Annotated in this window: 26 protein-coding genes; 11 read left to right on the top strand and 15 right to left on the bottom strand. The window is 44.5% G+C overall.

The window, feature by feature from the left end; translation table 11 throughout:
* Nucleotides 1–525: 525 nt before the first annotated feature.
* The 5 genes from NSQ38_RS13130 to NSQ38_RS13110 form a co-directional block, all read right to left on the bottom strand.
* Nucleotides 526–2,022 (bottom strand): glycoside hydrolase, encoded by a 1,497-nt coding sequence (locus NSQ38_RS13130; protein WP_339789779.1) that lies wholly within the window; start codon nt 2,020–2,022, stop codon nt 526–528.
* A 91-nt stretch (nt 2,023–2,113) separates the two neighbouring features.
* Nucleotides 2,114–2,959, bottom strand: a complete 846-nt coding sequence (locus NSQ38_RS13125) for a carbohydrate ABC transporter permease (RefSeq protein WP_017687022.1) — start codon at nt 2,957–2,959, stop codon at nt 2,114–2,116.
* A complete protein-coding gene (locus tag NSQ38_RS13120) occupies nt 2,952–3,839 on the bottom strand; it encodes a sugar ABC transporter permease (protein WP_036668619.1) in 888 nt (295 codons plus the stop codon). The genes NSQ38_RS13125 and NSQ38_RS13120 overlap by 8 nt, the downstream gene beginning before the upstream one ends.
* 101 nt (nt 3,840–3,940) lie before the next feature.
* Nucleotides 3,941–5,212 (bottom strand): sugar ABC transporter substrate-binding protein, encoded by a 1,272-nt coding sequence (locus tag NSQ38_RS13115; protein WP_091027983.1) that lies wholly within the window; start codon nt 5,210–5,212, stop codon nt 3,941–3,943.
* A 180-nt stretch (nt 5,213–5,392) separates the two neighbouring features.
* Complete coding sequence (locus NSQ38_RS13110; protein WP_091027982.1) at nt 5,393–6,421, bottom strand: LacI family DNA-binding transcriptional regulator; 1,029 nt, start codon at nt 6,419–6,421, stop codon at nt 5,393–5,395.
* 289 nt (nt 6,422–6,710) lie between these two features.
* On the opposite strand from NSQ38_RS13110, the gene NSQ38_RS13105 reads away from it, so the two are divergent.
* Nucleotides 6,711–7,073 carry an iron-sulfur cluster biosynthesis family protein gene (locus tag NSQ38_RS13105; protein WP_339789776.1) on the top strand — a complete coding sequence of 121 codons (363 nt, stop codon included), beginning with the start codon at nt 6,711–6,713 and terminating at the stop codon, nt 7,071–7,073.
* A 152-nt stretch (nt 7,074–7,225) separates the two neighbouring features.
* On the opposite strand, the gene NSQ38_RS13100 is transcribed toward NSQ38_RS13105, so the two are convergent.
* Together NSQ38_RS13100 and NSQ38_RS13095 are read right to left on the bottom strand one after the other, a co-directional pair.
* Nucleotides 7,226–7,651: a hypothetical protein gene (locus NSQ38_RS13100; RefSeq protein WP_338588191.1), complete on the bottom strand. Its 426-nt coding sequence runs from the start codon at nt 7,649–7,651 to the stop codon at nt 7,226–7,228.
* Between the two features lie 114 nt (nt 7,652–7,765).
* Nucleotides 7,766–8,236, bottom strand: a complete 471-nt coding sequence (locus NSQ38_RS13095; RefSeq protein ID WP_338588192.1) for an NUDIX domain-containing protein — start codon at nt 8,234–8,236, stop codon at nt 7,766–7,768.
* Nucleotides 8,237–8,650: 414 nt separating this feature from the next.
* Between NSQ38_RS13095 and NSQ38_RS13090 the strand changes: the two genes are divergently transcribed.
* Nucleotides 8,651–9,229, top strand: a complete 579-nt coding sequence (locus NSQ38_RS13090) for a hypothetical protein (protein ID WP_339789773.1) — start codon at nt 8,651–8,653, stop codon at nt 9,227–9,229.
* Nucleotides 9,230–9,358: 129 nt separating this feature from the next.
* On the opposite strand, the gene NSQ38_RS13085 is transcribed toward NSQ38_RS13090, so the two are convergent.
* The 6 genes from NSQ38_RS13085 to NSQ38_RS13060 form a co-directional block, all read right to left on the bottom strand.
* On the bottom strand, nt 9,359–9,562 hold the full coding sequence (locus tag NSQ38_RS13085; RefSeq protein ID WP_339789770.1) for a hypothetical protein: 204 nt from the start codon (nt 9,560–9,562) through the stop codon (nt 9,359–9,361).
* Between the two features lie 73 nt (nt 9,563–9,635).
* Nucleotides 9,636–10,169: a hypothetical protein gene (locus NSQ38_RS13080; RefSeq protein ID WP_339789767.1), complete on the bottom strand. Its 534-nt coding sequence runs from the start codon at nt 10,167–10,169 to the stop codon at nt 9,636–9,638.
* A gap of 85 nt (nt 10,170–10,254) precedes the next feature.
* A complete protein-coding gene (locus NSQ38_RS13075) occupies nt 10,255–10,767 on the bottom strand; it encodes a pilus assembly protein (RefSeq protein ID WP_339789765.1) in 513 nt (170 codons plus the stop codon).
* A 244-nt stretch (nt 10,768–11,011) separates the two neighbouring features.
* Nucleotides 11,012–11,392 (bottom strand): hypothetical protein, encoded by a 381-nt coding sequence (locus NSQ38_RS13070; protein ID WP_339789762.1) that lies wholly within the window; start codon nt 11,390–11,392, stop codon nt 11,012–11,014.
* An 88-nt stretch (nt 11,393–11,480) separates the two neighbouring features.
* Nucleotides 11,481–11,819: a hypothetical protein gene (locus NSQ38_RS13065; RefSeq protein ID WP_339789758.1), complete on the bottom strand. Its 339-nt coding sequence runs from the start codon at nt 11,817–11,819 to the stop codon at nt 11,481–11,483.
* Nucleotides 11,820–11,916: 97 nt separating this feature from the next.
* Nucleotides 11,917–12,393: a hypothetical protein gene (locus tag NSQ38_RS13060; RefSeq protein WP_339789756.1), complete on the bottom strand. Its 477-nt coding sequence runs from the start codon at nt 12,391–12,393 to the stop codon at nt 11,917–11,919.
* Nucleotides 12,394–12,590: 197 nt separating this feature from the next.
* On the opposite strand from NSQ38_RS13060, the gene NSQ38_RS13055 reads away from it, so the two are divergent.
* The 6 genes from NSQ38_RS13055 (at nt 12,591) to NSQ38_RS13030 (ending at nt 19,214) form a co-directional block, all read left to right on the top strand.
* Nucleotides 12,591–14,291 (top strand): PucR family transcriptional regulator ligand-binding domain-containing protein, encoded by a 1,701-nt coding sequence (locus NSQ38_RS13055; RefSeq protein WP_339789754.1) that lies wholly within the window; start codon nt 12,591–12,593, stop codon nt 14,289–14,291.
* Nucleotides 14,292–14,532: 241 nt separating this feature from the next.
* On the top strand, nt 14,533–15,309 hold the full coding sequence (locus NSQ38_RS13050) for an ABC transporter ATP-binding protein (RefSeq protein WP_338588201.1): 777 nt from the start codon (nt 14,533–14,535) through the stop codon (nt 15,307–15,309).
* Nucleotides 15,309–16,175 (top strand): ABC transporter permease, encoded by an 867-nt coding sequence (locus NSQ38_RS13045; RefSeq protein ID WP_339789751.1) that lies wholly within the window; start codon nt 15,309–15,311, stop codon nt 16,173–16,175. Before NSQ38_RS13050 ends, NSQ38_RS13045 begins: the two co-directional genes overlap by 1 nt.
* 34 nt (nt 16,176–16,209) lie before the next feature.
* Nucleotides 16,210–17,238, top strand: coding sequence for an ABC transporter substrate-binding protein (locus NSQ38_RS13040; RefSeq protein ID WP_339789748.1), 1,029 nt, complete (start codon nt 16,210–16,212; stop codon nt 17,236–17,238).
* Nucleotides 17,239–17,431: 193 nt separating this feature from the next.
* Nucleotides 17,432–18,808: an amidase gene (locus tag NSQ38_RS13035; protein WP_339789746.1), complete on the top strand. Its 1,377-nt coding sequence runs from the start codon at nt 17,432–17,434 to the stop codon at nt 18,806–18,808.
* A gap of 19 nt (nt 18,809–18,827) precedes the next feature.
* Nucleotides 18,828–19,214, top strand: a complete 387-nt coding sequence (locus tag NSQ38_RS13030) for a Rid family hydrolase (RefSeq protein ID WP_339789743.1) — start codon at nt 18,828–18,830, stop codon at nt 19,212–19,214.
* Nucleotides 19,215–19,313: 99 nt separating this feature from the next.
* On the opposite strand, the gene NSQ38_RS13025 is transcribed toward NSQ38_RS13030, so the two are convergent.
* Nucleotides 19,314–21,386, bottom strand: coding sequence for a methyl-accepting chemotaxis protein (locus NSQ38_RS13025; protein ID WP_339789741.1), 2,073 nt, complete (start codon nt 21,384–21,386; stop codon nt 19,314–19,316).
* 224 nt (nt 21,387–21,610) lie between these two features.
* Between NSQ38_RS13025 and NSQ38_RS13020 the strand changes: the two genes are divergently transcribed.
* Nucleotides 21,611–22,015, top strand: coding sequence for a hypothetical protein (locus NSQ38_RS13020; RefSeq protein ID WP_339789739.1), 405 nt, complete (start codon nt 21,611–21,613; stop codon nt 22,013–22,015).
* A 25-nt stretch (nt 22,016–22,040) separates the two neighbouring features.
* Entirely contained in the window at nt 22,041–22,466 is a 426-nt protein-coding gene (locus NSQ38_RS13015) for a hypothetical protein (protein WP_339789737.1), read from the top strand.
* A gap of 155 nt (nt 22,467–22,621) precedes the next feature.
* Here NSQ38_RS13015 and NSQ38_RS13010 read toward each other — a convergent pair whose 3' ends face one another.
* Entirely contained in the window at nt 22,622–23,785 is a 1,164-nt protein-coding gene (locus NSQ38_RS13010) for an iron-containing alcohol dehydrogenase (protein ID WP_339789734.1), read from the bottom strand.
* A 103-nt stretch (nt 23,786–23,888) separates the two neighbouring features.
* On the opposite strand from NSQ38_RS13010, the gene NSQ38_RS13005 reads away from it, so the two are divergent.
* A complete protein-coding gene (locus NSQ38_RS13005) occupies nt 23,889–24,839 on the top strand; it encodes a phosphotransferase (protein WP_339789731.1) in 951 nt (316 codons plus the stop codon).
* Nucleotides 24,840–24,914 lie beyond the last annotated feature (75 nt).

Genomic DNA, 24,914 nt, shown 5'->3' with positions numbered 1-24,914 from the left:
TCCCCTCCTTCTCTTTATTTATATAAATTGAACTAAAGATTATTTACACTGCACACTTCGATGACAGAACAACCTTCCGATCGCTGTTATCCCCAGATTTTTTGATTTCCTTTTCTCAAAGGGGAAAATCCGGGGATAGCGTATGCTTTCGATGTAGCTTTCTTGCAGAAAGCTTGTAGGCGCACGCTCCGCTTCTTCAGGTCCTTTCTGTCCTCTCCGTTCGGTGTAAATGTTTAGTTCAATTTATATAGGTTCATATGTCCTGTAATTCATTTAAGGGAACCATATCCGTTAAACTAAAAGCGATTTGCACGGGTACTACGATTACAGAACAACTTTCCGATCGCTGTTATCCCCAGATTTTATGAATTCCTTTTCAATGGGAAAATCCAGGGATAAAGGCGCACGCTCCGCTTCTTCAAGTTATTTCTGTCCTCTTCGTTTCTGTGTAAATGATTAGTTCAAAATGATATTGTTCATATTTACACCAGCAGTACGATGACAAAATCCTTCCGAGTGCTGCTATCAGTGCGCCTGCAACGTCACGCCTTCCAGTACAACGGTTGTGATGGAATTGTCAGCCGTAGGTACTTCCAGTCCGTTGGCATACACCGGAATGTCTTCAAGCTGTTCCATATTCCGATCCGGTGAAGTCTGATACACCTGCGCAGTAGCTGATTTTCCATACGTATACCCTTCCAGTTCAAACGCCGTTGTTCCCTCTGACAATTCATTACGAATCACCAGCACCAGTCTCTGACGTTCCGCGTCATAAGCCGCCAGTGTGCGTCCATCATCCGTTGGAATAATCGTCGCGCCGGGACGAATGAACTTTGTGAACTGGGCCATGCCATAATACTGTTTAGTCATTTCATACTGCTCTTCTCCGTTAAAGTTGGCATGAATGAAGCCCCAGTTATTATTGGCACCTTCATCTTCAACGGCCTGCCAGTATACCCAGGCGGATGGCTGCATGATTTTCAGATCAAACATGATTCGCTCTGCCAACTCTTGCACCGAGGTCATATCCTCATGACTGTGCGGCTCGCTGCCGCCTGTTCCGTACTCGGACATCCACAGCTTCTTGCCATGGCGTTCTGCCAGCGTGCGCAGCTCTTCCATTTTGCTACCATTATAGGAGTGGGTATTGATCTGCTGGATTACGTCCAGCGTGTCCTGATCATAGAGGTTGAAATTAAACACCGTCTCATCAATGCTATTATCGTCTGCGGCACTAATGACGGTTCCGTCCAGTCCTTTGCTCTTCAACGATGCAGCAACTTTCTTGATAATCTCGGCCTGTTTCTCATTCGTAAAATGACTACCTTCCTGCATATTGCCCTTCTTCCACCAATCGGAGGAAGGTTCATTGAGCGGATTCAGTGTGCGGAAAGTGATCCCCCACTCGTCCCGATAATGCTTCACAACTTCGGTCAGATAGTCGGCAAATGCATCATACTGATCATCACGCAGATTATTGCTGCCATCCACGGCTCCGGTCACCGATCCACTGATCGTCATCCAGTAAGGTGGTGAATTGGAGAATGCTTCAGCAATGTTCACACCTCGCTCCATCGAGCCCTGTAATACAGCCCGCTGACCTGCATCAGCCTCCCAGTCCCACTCTCCAGGTTCAGGCTGGAAGCCAGGTACATCCCCGCCGGGACGGAGGGCTTTCATCTCCGGATTCTCCTCGCCGCCAATATTGTAACGAACGATGTTCAGACCTAATCCTTTCTCCGGATCAAAGACCAGATCCATCACTTCACTCACCTTCGCCTGATCCTTCCATCCGCCAAGGTCGTTGGCCCACCAGGCAAGTGACGTGCCCCAGCCTTCAAAATGATCATAGGACTGATCCAGCTTCAGACGTACCGGTTCCTCTTGAAAAACAAGCGTTTTGGATGATTCATTGGCAAAATGATTGATAACAATTCCCCCTCCTGCCAGCAGGGCAATCAGGGCTACACCCATGAGGATATAGTTCCGTTTGCTCCTGCTGCGTTGTTCTTTATGCGCCATGGGCTATACAATCCCTTCTCCATGTACGGTAATTACTTCGTTGACCTTCAACGTCAGGTTCAGTACATACACAAACTACAGATACCTTCTGTTACTTGATTCCGCTGCTTCCGCCGCTAATGTTGGCTTCATAGACATAACGTTGTCCGAACAGATACACCAACACCATCGGAATGGTGAGGAACAGGGAAGCGATCATCACAAGGTTCCATGGTGGCATCTGCCCACCCCCTACCGTAGTCAACAGCTGCACTCCAAGTGCCAGCGGCATTTTCTCCGGATCATTGATATAGATGAGCGGCCCCATGAAGTTGCCCCAGTTATAGGAGAATGAGAAGATCGCAATGGCCGCAAGTATCGGATAAGTCAGTGGCATGATGATCTTCCAGTAGATTCCCGGGTGTCCCATACCATCGATCATGGCGGCTTCATCCAGTGATTTTGGAATACTCATGACAAACTGCCGAATCAGGAATACGTTGAACGCTCCGGCGAAGAAGCTTGGTACGATCAGCGGGTAAAATGTATTAATCCAGTCCAGATGACGGAAGATGATGAACTGCGGTACCATCGTAACCTCACCCGGAATCATCATCGTACTGAGCAACACAATAAACAGGAAACGGCTGCCTTTTGCCTTGATTCGGGCAAAGCCGTAGGATACGATCGAAGCTGATAATACCGATCCGACAATCGTAAAGACGGTAATGATGACCGAGTTTTTGAGATACGTGCCAAGATTGTTATTCGTGAAGATGGTATAAAAGTTCGACCATTGGAACTCCATTGGTACGAAGGTAAAAGCTGATTTGACGGTTGTTGCGTCACTTGCCAGTGCAATGGAGATCATGTACAGGAAAGGCGAAGCAAGCAGCACCCCGACCAGAATCAGAAAAATATAGGATATCGTCTTCTCCACAGTCGATGGATTACTCATTGGCTTTTCCCTCCTCGTAGTGCACCCATAGCGCCGATGAACGGAATACAACGAGTGTCAACGCCATGATGATGATGAATAGTACCCAGGCAATCGCCGATGCATATCCCATTTTGTAGAATTGGAACGCATTCTGGAATAAGTAGGGAACAACCATCTGACTTGAATTGTCAGGTCCGCCGGCAGTGACGATGAATACCTGCGCGAAGGTCTGGAGCGCTCCAATCATCCCGGTCACGAGATTGAAGAAGATGACGGGAGTCAACATCGGGAATGTAATATGGAAGAACGATTGTGTACTCTTCGCCCCATCGATGGCAGCGGCCTCGTACAGTTCCTGTGGAATGCCTTTCATCCCTGCAAGCAGCAATACCACGCCACCACCCACACCCCATAAGGACATGAGAATCAATGCAGGCTTAACCCAGTTGGGATCAAGAAGCCAGGCAGGACCCTGAATACCGAAGATCGCAAGTGCCTGGTTGATCAACCCTTCCGTCGGCGCAAGCAAGTGGATGAAGAGCAATGAACTCGCAACCACCGGAACAACCGACGGCAGATAGAACAGAATACGGAAGAAAGTGATACCTTTGATTTTCTTGTTGAGGTAATATGCAATCCAGAGCGAGATCGACATGCCCAGTGGAATGGATATCAGTGCATAGAAGAATGTATTGCCGACGGATTTCCAGAAGATCGGATCATCGGTCAGTAACGTTTTGTAATTGTCGATACCGATGAATTCAGGGGACTGGAACAGATCCCAATTCGTGAAGCTCATATAGATGGAAAACAGGATCGGACCCAGAGTCAGCCCCAGAAATCCGATCAGCCAAGGCGAGATGAAGATGTAGAACCATTTCCCGTCCTTTTTTCTCACGTTAAGCCCTCCCATGACGCAGAGAGCAGATGAAACCCGCATTCACGCCGATTCCACCTGTCCTGCTGTCGCTGCTATTTGTGCATGTTCAGAAAAATCCTCTATTTGTAGAGTCTTTCCAGTCCACTCTGAATTTCGGTTACGGTATCATCAAGCGAGGCTTTGTTGTTGAAATACACACCCAGCTTATCGTTAATGAGCTTCATCATTTCGTTCCATTGCGGGTTGAACGGTTCCGCATAGATCGTCGATTCACTGAACGCAGCCATGTTGATTTTTTTGCCGCCGTATTCAGCATTGAGGAATTCATCACTGGACAAACCTGCTTTGGTTGCAGGAGCATCCTGACCGGCTTTGACCATCGGCATCTGTGCTTCCGGTGTGGTCAGTGCTTCGATGACTTTGAAAGCTTCTTCCTTGTGTTTGGAAGCGTTGGTGATCGTTAACCCGTTAAAGAATGCGTTTGTTTCGCCCCATACCGGAGAGATATCCCAGTTAATGCCTTCCACCTTGGCAAGTGAACCGATGTTCCAGAACCCTGTTGTTTCCATGGCGATCTTGCCCTGAGCGAACAACGGATCGGCTCCGATATTCCCCATGTCGGCAATCTCGGTTGGTGTTGGTCCCGCACCGTGTGTGAAGGTCAGGTCATTCATGAATTGTAATGCTTTCCGCACAGGCTCTGTATTGAAGGTTGGTTTACCACTCTCATCGAACAATGAGCCACCGTTCTGGTAGATCAGCTGCATCCATTGCGGCCACCAGCTACCTGGGTAGTAACCCCATTGAACCGTTTTGCCATTCTCCTTCACCGTCAGCTTCTGAGCTGCCGCCATCAGATCATCCTGCGTCCAATCTTTGGTTGGGTATTCCACCCCAGCCTTGTCGAACAGATCTTTGTTATAAAAGAGGACCATCGCACCTGCCCGATCCGGCAAACCAAATTGTTTGCCATCATACTTCATCAGGTTGGCAATATCATCGGAATAACGCTCGGACATGTTCACATTGTTCGCCTGAATCATGTCATCCAGCGGTATAATCTGATTCTTGGAGGCGTAAGCCTGATAGTTCTCGGCAATCATCATGATGTCCGGCGCCGTTCCTCCGGCGATCATGGTCTGTACCTTCTGGTCATAATCCCCTGCAACCACGTTCAGCTTCACGTTAATATCGGGATACGTCTGTTTCACAATGTCGAGTCGTTCCTGATAAATCTTCTTCTCATCCTCCGAGCCCCAGATCGTCATGCTCAAATCAACCTTGCCACCGGACTCGCCGGAAGAACCGTTTTTACTCCCGCTGCTACAGGCTGTCAGACCCATTACCATGACCAGCATCAATAACGAAATGACCTTTAGACTTCTTCTCATACGTTACGCCCCCTTGATATAATGAATGGATGACTACACTGAAACCCGTTTCATGAAATGGGTTTCATTAAGCTGAAACATAAAACCCGTTCCACTTTATGAAAGGGGTTTCATTCACGCACTCATTATATTTCACCCTTCGAGGAAATGTCAACGCTTTCTTTTCCAATTACAGGCCCTTTATCTTGCAGCAGGTCCTGTACTTTGACGCACAATCAACTCCGGTTGCAGAATGATCTGCTTCTTCGGTTTGCCTTGGTTAATCAGCTCATGTAGCACATCCACAGCCTGTTTGCCAAGCTGATACGTATTCTGGGATACGGTTGTCAGTTCCGGTATAACGGCACTGGCGAGCGGTGTATCATCATAACCCACAATCGATATATCCTTCGGAATCGAGAGCCCATGCTCAATCGTTGACTTAATGGCACCAATCGCTGTGTTGTCATTAACACAGATGACTGCGGTTGGCGGATTGTCACGATCCAGTAGTTTGGACATCTCCCGTTTGCCGTCGTCGATGGAGAAGCTGCCGAGCAATTGCCGTTCTTTCGGTATTTCGAGCCCATGCTCCCGAAGTTTCTTCTGCACAGCTCTGACCTTGACCATGGTGGTGGACAACTCTTTCAGACCGCCGACAAAGGCGATATCGCGATGCCCCAGTTCAAGCAAATGCTCAGCTGCAAGGGCTGCCCCTGCCCCCTCATCCGTGTATACCCGGTGAAACCCGCCTTTGGCAATATTGCCATTGACTAGCACAATTGGCATACGCTTGCCCATATCAATCAATTCCTGAGCCATGTCATCCGGACAGACCTGCATGTTGATTCGCCCGCCGAGGAAAATAATCCCGTCTACCCGCTTCTCTCGCAGGATGGACAAATATTCAGATTCCCTGTTGTAGTCGCCTGCGGTATTACACAGAAAGAAGGTATACCCCAATCCGCGAGCCTCATTCTCCGCCCCCCAGAACACTTCCGGGAAGAAAGGATTCGTAATGTCAGGCAGGATGATGGCGATGGTACCCGTCTCTTTCTTGATTAGACTGCGCGCCTGCGCATTGGGCTGAAACTGGTGTTTTTCAATGATGGACATAATCTTCTCTCGGGTGCTTGCACGCACAGGTGCCGTATCATTCAGTACCCGGGAGACCGTCGCTACAGATACATTTGCTTCTTTGGCGATGTCGTATATCGTGATCGGTGTCATAGCGGAACCTTCCTTTTTCTCTAATTTTCCCTATTTTCCCTGCTTATCATACCAGATAAGGAATAGCGATGAAATGGGTTTCATTGACGGGCGAATGATTTCACACTGACCCCATTGAAATTCCGGGTATAACATTCATACGTAAATTGTTCGTTGCATTACGCATTAGCGTCAATATTTTTACAGGACATGTTTGCTTTTCTTTATTTCACCTTCTAATCTGCGTTTATGGTCCATATATTAAATTGTAAGCGAATTCATTGGAGATTAGAGGAGTGTGAACAACGTCATGATCATTCAAGTCAGTCCGCTGGCAGAAGCAAGACTTACTGAAAAGCTGGGAGATCGACCAGGCTATTTCAAATTGTTTTATGATACCGATGGATGCGGTTGTGACGGAATTGCGGTACTTCTGATCTTGAACGAACCAGATAGCGATGATGTTACCGTAGAAGCGGGGTCGCTTCCCTTTGTAATCAACAAACAGCAGCAGATTTACTTTGAACCCTCTCTGCGTCTGCAATCCGAGCACAGTTTCCCTTCATTCCGATTGAGTAGTGATTCCATGATCTATGGCAGTAATGTCAAAGTCCATGATTTACGAGATACCGCAGACTTAGCCCCACAGCCCACTGGATGGTTTGTACGATAAACGTTTAATTTGCACTATAATCAAAACCTCCCAAGCCCACATGTCATGCGGGACGGGAGGTTTTTTTATCAATTTCAATGAGTTTATTAGGCATTATTTTTGTAAATATTTCATTTGAGCTAACGTTTTTCTGTCAGTTTAATGTTATAAGATTACTTCACAAGAATTTCAATTGGTTTCATGGTCATAGAGATATCCGCGGTCATATCCACAATGAGATTTTGTTTCCCTTTCTTGGTTACTATGAACTCATCTTCAACCTCAACCACTTGACCTGATTTAAACTCAGTTACATATCCCACATCCGCATAATTACGCTCCTCGTTACTACCGGAGAAGAAAAAACGAATGATTGGTTCTCCATGAGATACTTCAACTGGTTTAATACCTGTATATTTTAAAGTTCCTTTTACTTTCAGTGCCTCACCCGTACTTATAACAGTTGGTGTGGTTACTTCAAGAACAAAATCAGTTGCTACTACACGTTCAGTAATTGTATCTTCATTTTTTTCTTTTGGTGAACACCCCGCAAATATTGTGGATATCACTAATACCAACATTAAGATGTTATTACTCATTTTAATAATTTCATCTCACCTCTCTCATACTCTAACGAATGATGTATAGAAAGGGTTGCTCAAATTGTTCCTTAATTCCCCTTAAATATCGTTTACTGTTAGTTCAATCATGTATTACACGAATTCAATTAACTTCCTATCTATTTCCGCGATATCACCAATCTCCGATGTACCATCCCAAAGGATAATGGAAGAAGCTTCATCGTTTTCAACAAAATCATCAAGTTGGCACAGTTCACCCATGAACAGAGCTCCATACTCTGTCCGTTCAGGTCCATGAAAACTTGGCTGGAGTCTAAACTTCATTAGCCCTTTGAATTCAGCCGAATCCATATTTTGATTGGTTTCCTCAAACAATTCTCTAATTACACATTGCTCCGCATTCTCTCCAGCTTCAATAATACCACCTGGAAGTTCCCAGTTGTTTCTCCACTTATTATGCATGAATAGATACTTTCCTTGGCACTTCACCACAATTAGAGCATGTGTTAGTGGAGCATCCAGTGTGCTTGTAATGACCTTATCGTACTCGATACGAATAAATTCCAAAAAAATGTTACCTCTTGAATCGGTCATTATTGCCATTTTTACTCCTCCATTTCTTTTGTAACCAAAATAAAAAAACGCGCTAGACCTAAGTCCTGCGCGTTCATATATCACAGGACGGGAAGCGCGAATAGCGTTAACCCATCCCAATTTTTTTAGGAATGAATTAACGCTTTTCATGATGATGAGATTGTTTTAACTCTAAAATTAACATCGACCATTCTCCTAATCATCAATATATGGAAATGATACCCACCTTAGTACTTTAGAGTCAAGTATATAATTTTGCGCAATTACTAACTTTCGTATAATAAAGTATTCACCTTTGATTCATGATCTCTCTGTGTGCCATTTTGAAATTTGATGTGAGAGAAGAAGGGAATAAGTAGAATAATATTGAACAACTCCATAATCATTAAAATAATAGATGAACATATAAATGAGGTTGGCAAAATGAATAATGATAGAAACTGGACAGTTTTATTTATTGGTGGAGCATCAGGAATAGGTAAATCAAGTATTGCTTATGAGATTGCTCGATATTATGGTGTGAATGTCTTGGAAGTAGATGATGTTCACCTATCCGTAAAAACAGTTACAACAAAGGAGCAATTTCCTGTAATTCATTATCGGGATTCTGATATAGATGGGAAATACTTTGGAGTTGACGGCACGGTAAACTGGCTGATTGATGTCAGCAAAGAAATGGTTCCAGTATTAAAAGAGCTTGCAAACCGGCATATTGAAGATAAATTACCAATCATTATTGAAGGCGATTTTGTCTATCCCGAATTAACATTATCTTTCGATAACCCACAGGTGAAATCAATATTTGTACATGAACCAAATAAAAATCAAATAGTGCAGAATTATTTAGCAAGAGAAGGTGGCGAATTACAACATGATAGAGCTGAAGTAAGTATTTCGTATGGAGAATGGATAGCAGATACCTGTAAGATAAATGGAATTGAATTGATTGAATCAAGACCTTGGAATACTGCTTTAAACAGAGACATAAAGTGCTTATTGTAATACAGACATTAGGATAAATTGCTTATTGAACTAACCTGCCCGTTAGTTGAATAAAAGCAGCCAATCAAAATGATCGGCTGCTTTCTTTGTTTTATTGAGCTAACTTTTCCGGCTAGCTTAAGAGTAATTTCACTTTTTTAATTGAGTCATCTTTTTAAGGAGTACCGCGGTGCAAACAGATATAACACTGGCTAAGTATAAAAGAGCATATGCTATGGCAGCATAATATGTAAGTTCAGCTTCAATATCGGAGCTTGTAAGAAGCAGAATAATGGAAAAGCCAACAACAAAAACTACAGTACCTACCAGAACATTTTTAATTCCTTCTTTCACATACTCACCTCCCAGGGATTTTTGACAGTTCCCGACCTGCTATTTTAGCGTTTATAATTTTTCCCTCCTTAGGCTATTCTCGATTGCTATCTAGCCCTTTCCCAAAACAAGTCTTTTGGTTGTATGATTCGAAAAATTCGGAATGAATATCCCGTGTTTTAATAGTGAGTAGATATCCATTTATCGTGTTAGTAATCATTTCAATTTCAGATACATTGTATGAAGTTATATCCATTTTCGAAATGATCACTTGCTTACTAAGCACTTTTGATAAAGAAGAGGTAATTTGTTTCTTTACATCGTCATTTAAACTTTCAAACTGGAGTACAAGGTTTTCAAGGTCATCCTTGCTATCTTTCATCAAACTGTGGGATTGGATAGCACTATGCTTTGGAGATGAAGACTTGATAGCATAAATCTCAATGATGTCATCCATATTAAATTTACAGTTTTCACCTTCTTCTGTTTCAACAACTAGGTAGCCTTCCTTTAATCCTTTAGCAACACCACGGAAAAATTCATCTCGATTATTAACTTTAAATACTACAGAATGTTGTTCTTTAACTATCATCTCAATAAATTGTCTCTTATTCATCATATTATGCAATGTGTCTCCCTCCCTTTTAAAGATAAAGTATTCTATATGAGATAGTATGTTATTCCATTGTCCTTACACTAACCTGCCCGTTAGTTCAATAAGTTAGATCAACAATATCGTCCGGGTCTGAACCAGCTGATCCCCATAATTCCCCCTCAACCTGATAACCGCCACCACTCCATTGAAGCAAGTAGCCTCCAGTACTCATCCCCTGTGTGAAACCTTCTTTACTATTTATCCAATCTAAAGATTCCCCAGGAGCAATCGTTCTAGCGAAATACACTTTACTAGTATCTAAGTGCGTCAAACTAACATTGACTTCATGGCTACTATTGTTTTTCATAAGCAGTTTTATATGTACAAATTCCGGATTTACGGAAAGGGGTTGCTGTACCGTTGCGCCTCCAGAAGCAATAAAGTGGGAGGGTTTGCTCTCTTGTTCGCTTAAAGACTTAGAAAGGGTTGTACTTTCGGACTTGCTTGATAATACACCAGTTTTTGGATTAAACATATTCTCTTGAGTTTGACTTGTTGAATCACAGGCAGTTACAGTCGCTGTTGTTAAAGCTATTGATATAACAGTAGCAAATAGTCTCTTTTTCTTCATGACTTCATTCCTCGTATTCTTTTATTAGTTATTCTTAAAACCTATAAGAAGCTCCTCATTATTAACAACACTATCAATCTATAAAAGTTACATCTGTAATACGCAAGGGCATTGAATTAACCTTGCTATTAGCTGAACAAAAGCAGCCGATCAGGTTGATCGGCTACTTTCTGGGTTTTATTGAGCCACCGTATAATTCTACTGTAACAAATGACGACTGATAAAATTCGCTACTCCAGTATCATCAAAAACCGAAATGCTTTTCAACTTCCAATAACATCTGATCTTTATTGGACTGAGATGTTCTCATGAACCATTTTAATTGATACTGCTCTGCTTGTTGCAGATAATGATTCGATGCTCTAACCACCGTGTTTAATGTTTCGTCCCGTGCACGTTGTGGATCTGATAAACTAGGGAACAAATCCTCCATGCCTCTCAGATGATCCCGATCCAGATACTCCGCTCGAATTAGGTCATCTTCTGCAAACATATAAACAACTCGATTGGGGTTAACAATCTCCCTTAGATAAGCAGGTTCCATAAAAGTATCTACTACGATTGGCTTCTCTTTCCCCATCTGTAACAGATCCAAAATAATAAACTCAACGCTTTCATCAAACACTGAATTTAACCAGTGACTTCTATCGTTCCCACGACCTAAAAAGAACCATTCCCAATCAATGAAATGTCGATCTTAATTTCTGATAAATTTATTCCTTGGAATCGCTTTTCACAAAGTAATTACCGTGAGAAAAAATCTGTTTGGTATCAGCAGTTAAATGATCTAAGTTATCCACCGTTTCATTTTCGGAAATGAAGGCGTCTTTCTCGGGTACCCTATTAAATGTTCCAAAAGAAGTCGTTATACTACTGACATTTTCTAGAGCTCTATTAATTTCCTCTTCTGATAATTGTACTGCAGGACCAAAATCCGGATAGTTTGGGTTATCCGCTTTAGCATCATCATAATAATTACTCGCATAAATGCTTAAAGCAGTCACTGCCGAAACAGTCATTATTAATGCCGTACTGATAAAGAATTTTTTCATTGGAGGTCACTCCTCAGTCGTTTCTATAGTTGCATTCATAAATCCATTGCCCTCTAGTTCAACTAGAACTGTGTTTTAGTAGAAAGCAGCTAAAGAACTAATGATCTGTATACTGCCAAGCGTGAATCGGTGTACCTTTAGTGACTTCACCTGTCAATGTATTGATTTCTAGTGGCTCTACTAAAACCTTCCATCCATTTTCGCTTTTGAAAATTTTATACGGGAGTGGTGGTGACTGTTCGTAGCCTTGTCCTGCATACTGTTGAACTACATAAAATTGAACTTCATCCGTGTTGATTTGTTTGGTTTCCAAAATTTCATACCCTGTAGTTGGATTAGTTTTAAGATCCTTTACATATCCTTCTTCACGACTTTTCTCATCCAAATAATTGGTATCTTTAGAATAAAACATCATTCCCTCTACATCTTTAGCAATGTAAGCCTGAAAATACTCCGTTGCTGCTTCCATCGGAGTTTGGGCTACGACTCTTTCCGCAGTTGTAGTCGATGCCACTAAAATAGAACCAGCAACAACACCAGCAAGTAAAAGCGATACTATTCTTTTTCCTTTCATGGATCGAGAACTCCTTTTTAGTGTTCGAGTTAGTAATAATGATCAAATTTTATATAGACCTACTTAGTATAACGCATTGAATTATTGGAAAGTTTTTATATTTATGAGAAATTTGTTTACATCCATCTTTCAGCCTCTTTATCCAAACTCTTCTTTACGCCCACCTCACTTAATGTTAGATTTTATAACATATCATTATGAAAGCGAGTGGGTTGAAGATGGATCTGCAACAGTTATTGACTATCCCCATTCTCTCCAAAGCAAAGGTTATTGCCGGGCATCGTGGCCTTGATCGCTTGGTGCAATCGATTAATATTATGGATGCGCCAGATATTGTCCAATTCCTGAAGCCGGGAGATATGCTGCTGACAAACGGTTATATCCTCAAAGACCGCCCCAATGCTCATCTTGCATTCATTACAGACATGCATACTATTGGCTGTGCGGCGCTTGCTGTCAAGACACAGCGTTTCTCTCTTGAGTTATCTCCGCAACTGCTTGATACAGCCGACAGGCTGGGCTTCCCAATCATCGAACTGTCTGAGATTGACAATACACTCGGTGAGATATTTCAACATTCGATTAGTGCCATCCTTCAGAATAAAACCCATGAGCTCCACTACGCCTTGTCTATTCACAAGCAATTTTCCACGATGGTGATGCAGGGAAAAGGCATACCATCCATCGTAGATACGTTGTCTCAACTGCTATCCTCACCTGTGCTGCTGCTTGGTTCGAAGAAGCAGATTACAGCAAGCTCCTATTATGCACAACAGATGGATGACCAGTCTCTCGCCGCGCCCATACTGACATTTATAGATGAGCATCCTTCCTTCCATACCGCAATCTCGATCTGCCTGCTTACTACCGAGAAATATCGACACACCGAGCTTCATCCCATCTTCACAGATCGGCACGAGGGTTATTTGATCGCACTATACGACAGTTCCGCAACCTCCAAGCTGTCCACTCTGGCACTGGAGCAAGCCGTCAATGTGATCGGCCTGGAGTTAACCAAGAAGCAAGCCGTCAAGGAACGCTCCCGCCGTTACAAAAATGAATATTTCTCCGATCTCATTCAAGGCTTCATTCGTTCGGAACAAGAAGCGCTGCACCGCGGCAAAAAATATGGGCTGCAAGCCAAAGGAAGTTCTGTTCTCATCGTTGCCAAAAAGGATGAATCCTTAGCGGGCATACCTAAGCAGAACTCTACTTCCTCCGGGGAAGAGCGGTTCATCTCGGAACGAGACGCTAATTACGAGTTGATTAAACAGGAATTCGCCAGATTGGATCTCTCCTTTGTCATGTTCACAAAGAACGACCAGTTCGGCATACTCGTCTTTTTGGCCGAATCGTCTTGGGACGAACACACCGTTGTTCAGCAGCTTGAGCGGATCGCGAGCAATCTGTATACAGAGTCGCAGCTCAGCCTATCCTTCGGAATAGGTAATCCCTACACCAATGTATTGGATATTGGACTCTCCTATAAGGAAGCAGTCAAGGCGCTCCAGTCCGGCTATCAGATGCGAAAGACACGCTTCGCTCATTCCTATCAAACCATGGATATAAGCCGTCTGCTGCGCATGATTCCCCACGATGAGATGCTGCAGTTCCATCACGAAACCTTTAAGGCCTTCGCTGACCGAGATCCAAATGAGCGTAACGAGCTCATGAAAACCTTGTCCTCCTTCTATGAGAATCATTGCCAGATCGTGGATACGGCGAAAGAGCTGTTCGTACATCGCAATACCGTCATCTACAGGCTTGAGAAATGCGAGAAACTAACCGGCAGGAACATTAAGGACCCGATGGAGAGCCTGCGCTTCCGACTTGCCTTCGCACTTGAGTCCCTTCTGAATGTTAATCCAGCTCCTAGTGAAGCTAATCATACGTCTTAAACCGAGAATGTGTCATGTATAATGACACGTTCTTTTGTTTTCTTTTCATATTCGATTCATGTTCAATCTTCATTTGTGCATTTTAACTGATTTAATTCTATTTTTATGTTCAGAGTAACTAATGACAATGATGCAAACAGTCTATATGATTAGGAATATATTCATTAATGTCATGTTAATTAACATCAATTCACATCAAGAAACGAACTACCATCAGGCTGTAGGAAAGGGGCTACCTATCATGGCTATACAGATACAAGGCGTATCCAAATCATTTGTCAGTGCAACCGGAGAAGATATCCAGGTCCTGGCTGAGGTTTCGATGCAAATCAAGAAACAGGAGTTCTTCAGTATCGTGGGACCGAGCGGCTGCGGCAAAAGTACGATTTTTAATATTATCGCGGGTCTGCTTAAGCCAACAAATGGCAAGGTTATCGTCTGTGGCGAAGAGATCGATCAGACCACCGGGCATGTCGGTTATATGATGCAGAAGGACCTGTTACTTCCTTGGAGAAGCATCCTGGACAATGTCACGCTAGGCTTGGAAGTGAAGGGGATGTCCAAAAAGGATCGCAGCGATATTGCCATGGATTATCTGGATCGTTATGGCCTGGCTTCATTCGCAGGAGCCTATCCTTCCACACTATCAGGCGGTATGCGCCAACGTGTAGCCCTCATACGTACCCTCGTTACCCAGCCCGATATTATATTACTGGACGAACCCTTCTCCGCACTTGATTATCAGACCAGACTCATTCTGGAAGATGAAATCTTATCCATTCTCAAATCCGAGGGCAAAACAGGCGTCCTGATCACGCATGACATTGAGGAAGCCATCGCCATCTCCGACCGCATTGCCGTTATGAGTAAAAGACCAACGACCGTGAAGCAGGTGTATGACATTGGTCTCGCCTCACAATATGGCTCAGCACTGAAAGCCCGCTCCGACCAGAAGTTCAAGCAGTATTTTGAATCGATCTGGTCAGAGCTTGATATCCAAATGGGGAGGATCAGCTAATGAAGAGCACATCACCTGAAATTACCCTTGCCGGAAAGTCTGCTGGAGTTGCGAAGAGCAAACGCAGACAGTCCACCTTCTCCAAAGAATGGCTGATGACGATGCTGTGGCGGTTCATTATTGTAGCGGTCATCCTGGTGATCTGGGAATCCGCCGTTCGTCTGAATCTCGTTAACGGATTCCTCATGGGGTCACCAAGTGCCATTCTTGATGCCGCCATCACGATGGCCAGCTCAGGGCAACTGCTTACAGACGCGTTTGCAACGGTGAATGCCACCGTTATCGGCTTCGTAGCAGGAAGCTTAATCGGCTCATTGGCAGGACTGCTCATGTGGTATTCCAAGTCCGTTGCCCGTGTGCTCGATCCATTCATTGTAGCGATGAACGGTATTCCAAAGATCGCACTCGCTCCCATGATTATCATCTGGTTTGGTTCAGGCATCTTCTCCAAGATTGCTTTGGCCTCCGTAGCAACATTTATCGTAGCGCTATTATCCGCCTACCAAGCGACTCATCAAATCGACGAATCCCAGATTAACCTGATGAAATCCTTCGGTGCGAAGAAATCACAAATTTTCCGCAAAATTATCGTTCCTTCCTCTCTGCCATGGATCATCTCGGCCTTCCGGATCAATATCGGTTTGGCATTGGTGTCTGTTGTAGGTGGAGAATTCATCTCTTCTGACAAAGGACTTGGACACATGGTATTCGTCGAAGGTAACCTGTTCAACCTTCCGGCCGTATGGGTTGGCGTGTTCATGCTTATGCTGGTCGCCATGCTCCTCTACACCTGTGTCGGTTATATCGAATCCCGTCTCCTTCCATGGAATGACAACAAGACCAGCAGCAAATCCACATCTGTATAGCTGACCTACAACGATTAAAGGGGACTGATGACTAATGCGTACATTCAAAAAGATAGCTATTCTAGCAGCGATGACACTTCTATTGACTACACTGCTCAGTGCATGCGGAAGCAATGCCACAACACCTGCTAACGGCGCAGGTGCATCTAATAGCGAGGGGCAAGCAAATACACAGGTGGACAAAATTATGGTGTCCGAGGTGTATCACAACCTGCTCTACCTTCCTCTGTATGTAGCGAATAACCAAGGATTCCTAGAGGAGAATCGCATTGAGCTATCTTCCATCCGTGCTGCCGGAAGTGGACCAACAGCATTGTCTTCGGTGATCTCAGGCGAGTCTGCGTTCTCCTTCCACGGTCCTGAGCATGTCGCATTTGCTAATGCAAAGGGCGGAGATGCTCGCTCACTGGTCCTTCTATCCGGCAGTGCTCCAGTATGGGCAGTTGCGCGAGAAGGAGTAACCGTGAACTCGACAGCGGATTTCAAAGGTAAAACCATCGTTGTGGGCTTGGCACCTACAAGCTCGAACAGCTTACTGCGGAAACTATTCGCTGACAACAACATCGATATTGACAAGGATGTGACGATTACTGAGGTTCAGAATGGCTCCGAGCTTGGTGCTGTATTAGCCGGCAAAGCCGACATTGCTATCGTTTACGAGCCGCAGCTGGATCAAGGCATTGCAGAAGGACTTCATATTGTCCATGATTTCACGAAGGATTATCCTGACTTTGCCTTTGCAACGATGAATACAACCGCAAGCTTCATTGAAAAGAATCCTGATCTCACCCAGCGCTTTGTCACCTCTATTGAGCAAGCCCTGGATTACATTCAATCGAATCCTGAAGGCGCAAAAGCAGTTGCCGTGAAGGAATTCCCGAATCTGGACAAAAACGTCGTGGAGCAAGCGGTACAACGCATGATCGACAGCAAGGTATACCCTGCGGAGGGACTTATCAATGAATCAGCTTTTAACACCGCAATCGATATGCAGCGCTTCATCGGTAATCTGAAGGAAGATCTCGCTTACGAGGATATTATCGATTCAAGCTTCACCAAATAGAGAGAGAAAGGTTGATTACTCTGAACCAGGACGACTATCTCACACACCGCCTCACGGAAAGTGCGAAATATGCGAATGGAGTTATTACTAGCGAGGAGCTTGCCCTATTTACAGCCGACTTGAAACTGATTCGAAACTTCAAGTTGCCAGAAGAAGTAGGGCCCAATCCCCCGCATAGGAGCGTGCCTCTTCGATGATTACCAAACCACTTAACGAGCTGACGATTGGTGAAGCCGCGACACTGATTAAAAATAAGTTGATATCTCCTGTCGAGCTTACAAAATCCTATTTGAATCGCATTGAGAAAGTAGAGCCTGCTGTGCAAGCCTTCGTTACGGTCACCGCCGAACAGGCTTTGCAGGCCGCAAGAGAGTCTGAACAAAAACTGATGAATGGCGAATATCTCGGTGCTCTGCATGGCATTCCCTATGGAGCCAAAGACATTATCCATACCGCTGGCATACGCACCTCGGCCGGATCAAATACCTTTCCTGACTTCGTACCCGGAACGAATGCAACTGTGATTAATAAGTTGCAAGCTGCAGGCGCTATCCTGCTCGGCAAGACAACAACGACGGAGTACGCCTTTCAGGGAGGAGAACCGCCAACACGCAACCCGTGGAATCTAGAACATACACCAGGCGGTTCCAGCTCCGGCTCCGCCGCTGCAGTAGCGGCTGGCATGGCTTCCTTCACACTCGGAACACAGACCTTTGGATCTCTGCTTAGACCCGCAGCTTACAACGGATTAACCTGTATGAAACCCACTTACGGCAGGGTTAGCCGTAATGGTGTCATCACAGCCAGCTGGAGCCTGGATCATATTGGCGCCTTCACTCGATCTGCACAAGATAACGCAATCGTTCTGGAAGCGATGGCCGGGCAAGATGAGCTGGACTCCTTCACGCTTCCTTATGGCAAGCCAGACTTAACAAATGCTCTTGAGCATCCTATATCAGGAATGATGGTCGGGCTACCGAGCAGCTTCTTCCAGACTGATGAACCGGCGATCTTGTTAGCGGTAGAGTCGGCAATCGCTGTGCTTGAGAAGCTGGGCATGCAATGGAAGAAAGTTGACCTGCCTTCTTATATGGAAGAAACCATTGCTGCTCATCGTACGGTAATGCGGGCAGAAGCTGCCGCCTTCCATCAGGAACGCTTCGCGGAAGCCTCTGATCGTTACGGTCACACGATGCGGGAGCAGCTTGAACTCGGTTACCAGACGAGTGCCGTTGATTATTTGCAGGCACAACGCATCCGAACGATATTCCGGAGCGAGATGATGATGCTTTTCAATGAAGTAGATGTGTTATTGACTCCATCAACACCATATGTAGCTCCACATGGCTACAAGACAGGCAGCCCAATTTTCAACGGACCGTTCACCAATACGGGTCTACCATCCATCACCGTACCCATCGGGTTCGATACCACCTCAGGGAAGCCATTACCTATCGGCATGCAGCTTGCTGGTCCACTCATGAGAGAAGACCGCCTGTTGTCCATCACTCATCATTATCAGCAGGCTACGAACTGGCATCAGTTAACACCAAATATACACACTCATTAGGAAAGGAATGACAGCTACGATGTCTACCATCATACATGCAAGTGCAGCACCCAAGTTCCCGCTTCCTTTTTCCCATGCTGTCCGCGCAGGAGATTTGGTCTACGTCGCCGGTCAGGTAGGCGTTGATCCACAGACGCTTGAGCCTATCGGAGGTATTAAGGAGCAGACGGAGCAGTGCATTCGTAATATTGAGGTGATCCTGCAAGAAGCCGGACTTACACTTGATCATATTGTGAAGGCAACCACCCATCTGGCCCGAGAAGAGGATCAGCCCGAATACAACGAAGTGTATGCGCGAATGATTAAACAACCCTACCCCGCCCGTATTACCGTATTCAGCGGGTTAGGCCCTTATTTAATTGAAATGGAAGTGCTGGCGTATGCACCTTCCGTCCGAGGAGAGTAGCACATCACCAAAGAGCACCTGTAGCTATAGATAGGTACAAGTGCTCTTTTTGTCTAGAAACCCGGTCCTCTTTTGAGAAACGGGTTTCTTTTCGTATTCCTATTTTGTTTTGAAGCGAGATGATTCCTCGGCAAGTTGTTTGGTCAGTCCATCGATTCTCTGCACCATATTTGTCAAATGTTCTGTCATGCCGGACTGTTCCTGCATTGTTGCTGTGACTTCCTCAACAGAAGCCGACACCTCTTCACCGGAAGCAGACAAGTTCTGTGCAGCCCCAATGACGTCATCCTTATCACGTTCAATGGATTCGATCTCAGTAGCAATAGCCTGAACCTGGCTCATCATCTCATTCATATTCTCGGTGACAAAATTGAATGTCTCCTTCGTCTGGCTAACGCTGCTCTTATGCTGTTCCGCAATTGCTTCAATAGCCTGAACACTTCGGTTATTCTGCTCCACATGATCAATGGTCTGCATCACAATTCGGTTGATATCCTCCGATTGAGCTGTTGTCTGCTCTGCCAGCTTGCGAATCTCGGAAGCAACCACGGCAAAGCCGCGCCCTTGCTCACCTGCTCTTGCGGCCTCAATCGAAGCATTCAACGCAAGTAATTTCGTCTGATTTGCAATTTCGGCAATCGTGCCCGTGATCTGGTGAATGCCAGAGGAGCTTTCAGCGAGTTGGACTGTAATTTTGGAGATGTTGCCAACTTCAATCTCGTTCTGCCCGTTCACCGCAATAAGCGCATCAATAACTTCATGATTATTTTTGAATGCATCCGTAATTTCATCTGCCTTGAACTTCACTGCCTGCGACATTCCATTCACGTTTGCAATCTTGTTACCAACATTCATGAATTTGTCCACAATGGCTTCCGTATCGTTCGCCTGGGATTCCATGGCTCGTGAAATCTCAAATGCTGTTGTCGTTGTTTCAGCAATCGTGGTTGAAGTTTGCTGAGTGGACTGTTCCAGCTCGGATGTACTTGTTTTCAGGATGCCGATGGAATGGTTCATGCTGGAGATCAGCTGTTTATTTCCTGCTGCCATGGTATTGAAGCTGTCCACCAATTGTTTGAATTCTCCGCTATATTTACCTTGAGCCTGTACCGTCAGATCGCCGCCCGCAAGCTGTCTGAACAACACAGTTAGTCTTGTAATTGGTCTGGTTACCAGCAAAGAGATCAGGATACCCGCTACGACGGAAACCGCAATAGCACTAAACAAAACAATATACATCTGTTTTGCCATCGCACGTAAAGGCTTCTGCACATCGCTCATTTTATCTTCTACAACGACAGTCCAGTCGGATCTTGGGATTTTGGAGTAATACGCCACTTTCTCGTCTGTACTAACCTCCCCTTGCTGCAGTTCAGCGCCAGGAGCAAGCTCTATCAATGATTGGTATTCGCCCGACTCCATCTTCTGGCCTGCCATCTTCTCATCCGCTGAATCGTAGATGACCGTACCTATTCGGTCCAGAATGATCACTTTTCCCTCATCATTAATATTGATATTTTGTAGCTGATTAACGAAGAACGAGGTGGACGCCGCAGATACGAGCACTCCCTGTACTTCTTGATTCTCATTGTAGATTGGCATGGCAAAAGCCGTACCGAGTTGTCCTGAGGACTTGGCTACAATCCCTTCACTAATCACGTTTTTACCCTGAATTGCTTCTTGAAAATATGCCCGATCTCCGCGTTCCGCCTTGATAACTGCCGGATCATTCGCTGCAATAATAATGCCATTCCGATCCAACAAAATCAGACTGTTGTTACCTTCCATACCTGCCAGACTGTCCGCGAGAATACCACTTGCCTTATCCAGCAGTTCATTGTTTTCCGAGAAAAAGTTCTCACCTTCCTGCCCATCCGTATTCCGAATCTCTAGCAGATCCCGGAAGGTCCGATGTGTTGTAATCAGAAAGGTGGACTGTTCTTCCAAACTTAGTGAAGCATACAAACCTGCCCCCACCCGGTCCGAGGTTGCCTTAATTTCATCTTTGCTTTTGTCGAGTGTAATAACTGCCGCTACGCTGTAACACACTACCGCAGTTACCGCCAGTACGATACACACCAGCAGACTGATCATAAGTGGTAATTTGACTCTGAACGACATGTTGCGCATGCGTTCTCTTGCCTTGCTAAATACCATGATTACATTCACCATCCATTTTCATTTTCGTTATTATGAAATCCATATTCTATGTATCTACTTTATATCGGTCGATATCAAATAATCTGTAAGCTGTTTCCCCAGTTATTCTAGGTCAAAGGCCACTGCAAACGATTGGAAAATGAAGACTTTGGGTTAATACAAAATATGACATCAACATCGTATAATATATGAAATACATATCGCGCAGGAAGAGGGAAAACGCATTGAATCCGAAAATGCCTACTTTATTAAATGTTATCCGTGCCCTGTTAGGGGTACAATCCATTTTCATTGGGATTTCCATGACATTCCTTATTGCAGATCTATTCCGTAATAGTGCGGATTACTCCGCGTTTCCGCTATCTGATCAGATCGCCTATTTTACAAGTATCGGGCTCCGTGTACTCTTGGTTCTGGTTCCCCCAATTCTGACTATCGTATTTATCTCCAAACGAAGTTATAAGCTAACAATTACATTTATGAGCCTGGCCTTATTTTTTGGCGTTGTTTTCTTTCAGAATTTTCTCGTCTTGCTGCACATCTTTATGTTGCTTACGCTGCTGCTCCACAAGCCCAGCAAGGTGTATCTGAAGCAGGAAAACTCTCGGGAAGAATACAACCAGAAGAATCTGCGGTTATAGATTCGAAGAGAATAGGAGAAGTGATATGGTAAAAACAGCATTACCTACGCTATTAAATGTCGTGCGCATTTTATTAAGTGTGAAACTGATCTACGTGATTGTGTCCTTTATCGTGTTCCTCATTGACTTCAACCAGAATATGGAGGCCTATCTGGGTTTCTTACGCAAAGGAGATGATCTGGCTTACGCCTCTGGCGTAATCTTAGCCAGAATGTTGTTTATCATCGGTCCCAGCCTGCTTGCTGTTATATTCATCACCAAAAGAAAGTTCAAGCTCACCGTGACGTTTCTGAGTCTGGCGTTATTCGTTGCCATTCCGAATGAGAGTAACCTGTTTAACCTGATTCATCTCTTCGCCCTGCTTATCGTGCTCTTGCATCGTCCAAGCAAGTTGTATCTGAAACGAAAGGATACCCCTGTCAATGAAGCCGTAGTTGAACCGAGGGATTAATTCGAAAAGGGAATCACATGACATTGAAGTCCAGAAAAAACGGTGGAGAGTACACGATATGATGTCATAATAAAAAAACAAGGACGTTCCTAAGTAATACAGGAAGGTCCTTGTTTAATGTGAATTAATATACAAAGTGAAGGTGAGATTTACAATTACAGTGCAGCTTGATAAATTTGTACTACATCTTCACGCTGCAAGTTTTTGAAGAATCCGAACGGACCGAATCGCATCGCTTTATCAGCCATCACATCAATCTGGCTGTCGTCGATGTCATAGTCCGCCAGACGGCTAGGGGCACCAATTGAAGTCCAGAATGTACGAAGCGCTTGAATGCCTTCTTCAGCAACTTGTTTGTCCGACTTTCCAGCAGGGTTGATATCAAATACATTAACAGCCATACGTTTGAATCGATCTACATCCACATCCAGATTATGTTTCATCCAGTGTGGGAAAAGGATCGCAAGGCCTCCCCCATGGGGAATGTCATACACAGCCGACACAGCATGTTCAATATTGTGAGAAGCCCAATCTCCGGCAAGACCCATATTCAGGACATCGTTAAGCGCCATTGTTCCACAGTAGAGAATGGTTTCGCGCAGTTCATAGTTTTCTGGATCTTTAATCAGACGAGGGGCCGTATCAATAACGGTACGAAGAATCGTCTCACAGAATCCAAGCTGAACCGGTGTATTGGTATCCAGATGGAAATAATGTTCAAACACATGAGACATCATGTCCACCATGCCGTATACCGTCTGATCCAGTGGTACGGTGTATGTGTACTCCGGATCAAGAATGGAGAACGCTGGGAAAGAATACTCGCTGAACCATGCCCATTTTTCCTGCGTATCCTGATTGGTTATTACTGAACCGTTGTTCATCTCGGAGCCTGTCGCTGCCATGGTCAGAATTGTACCCAGCGGAAGTCCACCTTCCGGGGTTGCTTCGCGCACAACAAAATCCCACATGTCTCCATCGTATTTGGCTCCTACTGCGATGGCTTTAGCGCAGTCTAGTACACTGCCGCCGCCAACCGCAAGAACCAGATCAATGTTATGTGTTCTGCATAGCTCTACGCCCTTATGAACCGTAGAAAGACGGGGGTTCGGTTCTACTCCAGCGAGTTCCGTAACCTCTGCTCCGATTTCGTTCAACTGGCTGATTACCTGATCGTACAGCCCGCTACGTTTGATGCTTCCACCACCATATACAAGCAAAATACGTTTTCCGTATTTTGGAACTTCGGTTTGTAGTGCTTGAAGTTGCCCTTTGCCAAAAATCAGCCGGGTCGGATTGTAAAACTGAAAAGATCTCATAACGTATGTTCCTCCAAAGAAGTCTGAAATTTTGTGCATCCACCATTATAGTTCTCTTTATTCGTAAAAACAAATACATACAAGAAGGAGCTCAAAGATAAGTATGGAGTCTATCACATTACAACAATTAATAAAACAAACCATTAATCAATATGTATCCTCGGATATTCACATTAGAAGTATCAAAAGTAACCCTATCGGTGCGGGATCTCAAGCCGTTGAATTGCTTCGCCATCATATTGAATTCCTTATAAATGGAGTAAAAAAAGATATTTCTTTCGTAACAAAGAAAGCCACGTTCATTGAACGCTCTGCCTTGTCCAGATTATTTTTACAGGGAGCCAATGTACCCTTTAGTTTATCAACTGAACCTCATACTCAAGATCGAAGCTTGATCTGCGTTCAGGATGTGGACTACCAAACCGATTATAGTCATCTGGATATGGATCTGCTTCAGCATAAAGAATTACGAGCACTGGCTTACATACACGGAACGAACATGGGATTGAAAAAAGAACTGCCTTGGATATCTAATGTGGATCGATCTCATATCATCGAAATGATGGAAAACCGTTGGAGACCTTCGTGGAAAAACGCCATAGAAAGTCCATCATTCATTGAAGAATTTGGATCACCGCTCATTTTGGAAATTGAAGCTGTAGCAAGTAACATCGTAGATGATCTTGAAATACTTATCCAGGACAAACACACACATACGTTAATTCATAATGATCTGAATCCTGGCAATGTATTGGTATACAACAATGAAAATGTATATTTTATTGATTGGGAGGAAGCAAGGTATGGCTCCCTGTTCTTTGATATTCCTCTGCGCTGTACACATCTGAAACAAGTTGAGATCTATCGAGAGGCGCTAAGTTCTCACGGATACGATATTCCCCAACATCAATTCGAAAAGTACTTCTCCCTTGCATCCCGATATCTAGGTATCCGTTATATGAGTTGGAACCTTGGGGTTTGGGAACAGTACCCACATGCAAAAGACGACTTAAAAAAGTATATGAACATGGTGACTCAACCTTTGTTTTCCTGATCCCTCATGACACATCAGATGTAAGACGAATTCAATGTTTTCCTGGACAAAAAAGCTCCTGCCAGCAAAATGGCA

This window comes from Paenibacillus sp. FSL R7-0313 (assembly GCF_037969885.1).
In the GTDB taxonomy this organism is placed as follows: Bacteria; Bacillota; Bacilli; order Paenibacillales; family Paenibacillaceae; genus Paenibacillus.
Note: the sequence above shows the minus strand (reverse complement) of the source record. Positions and strands in the feature narration are given on the sequence as shown.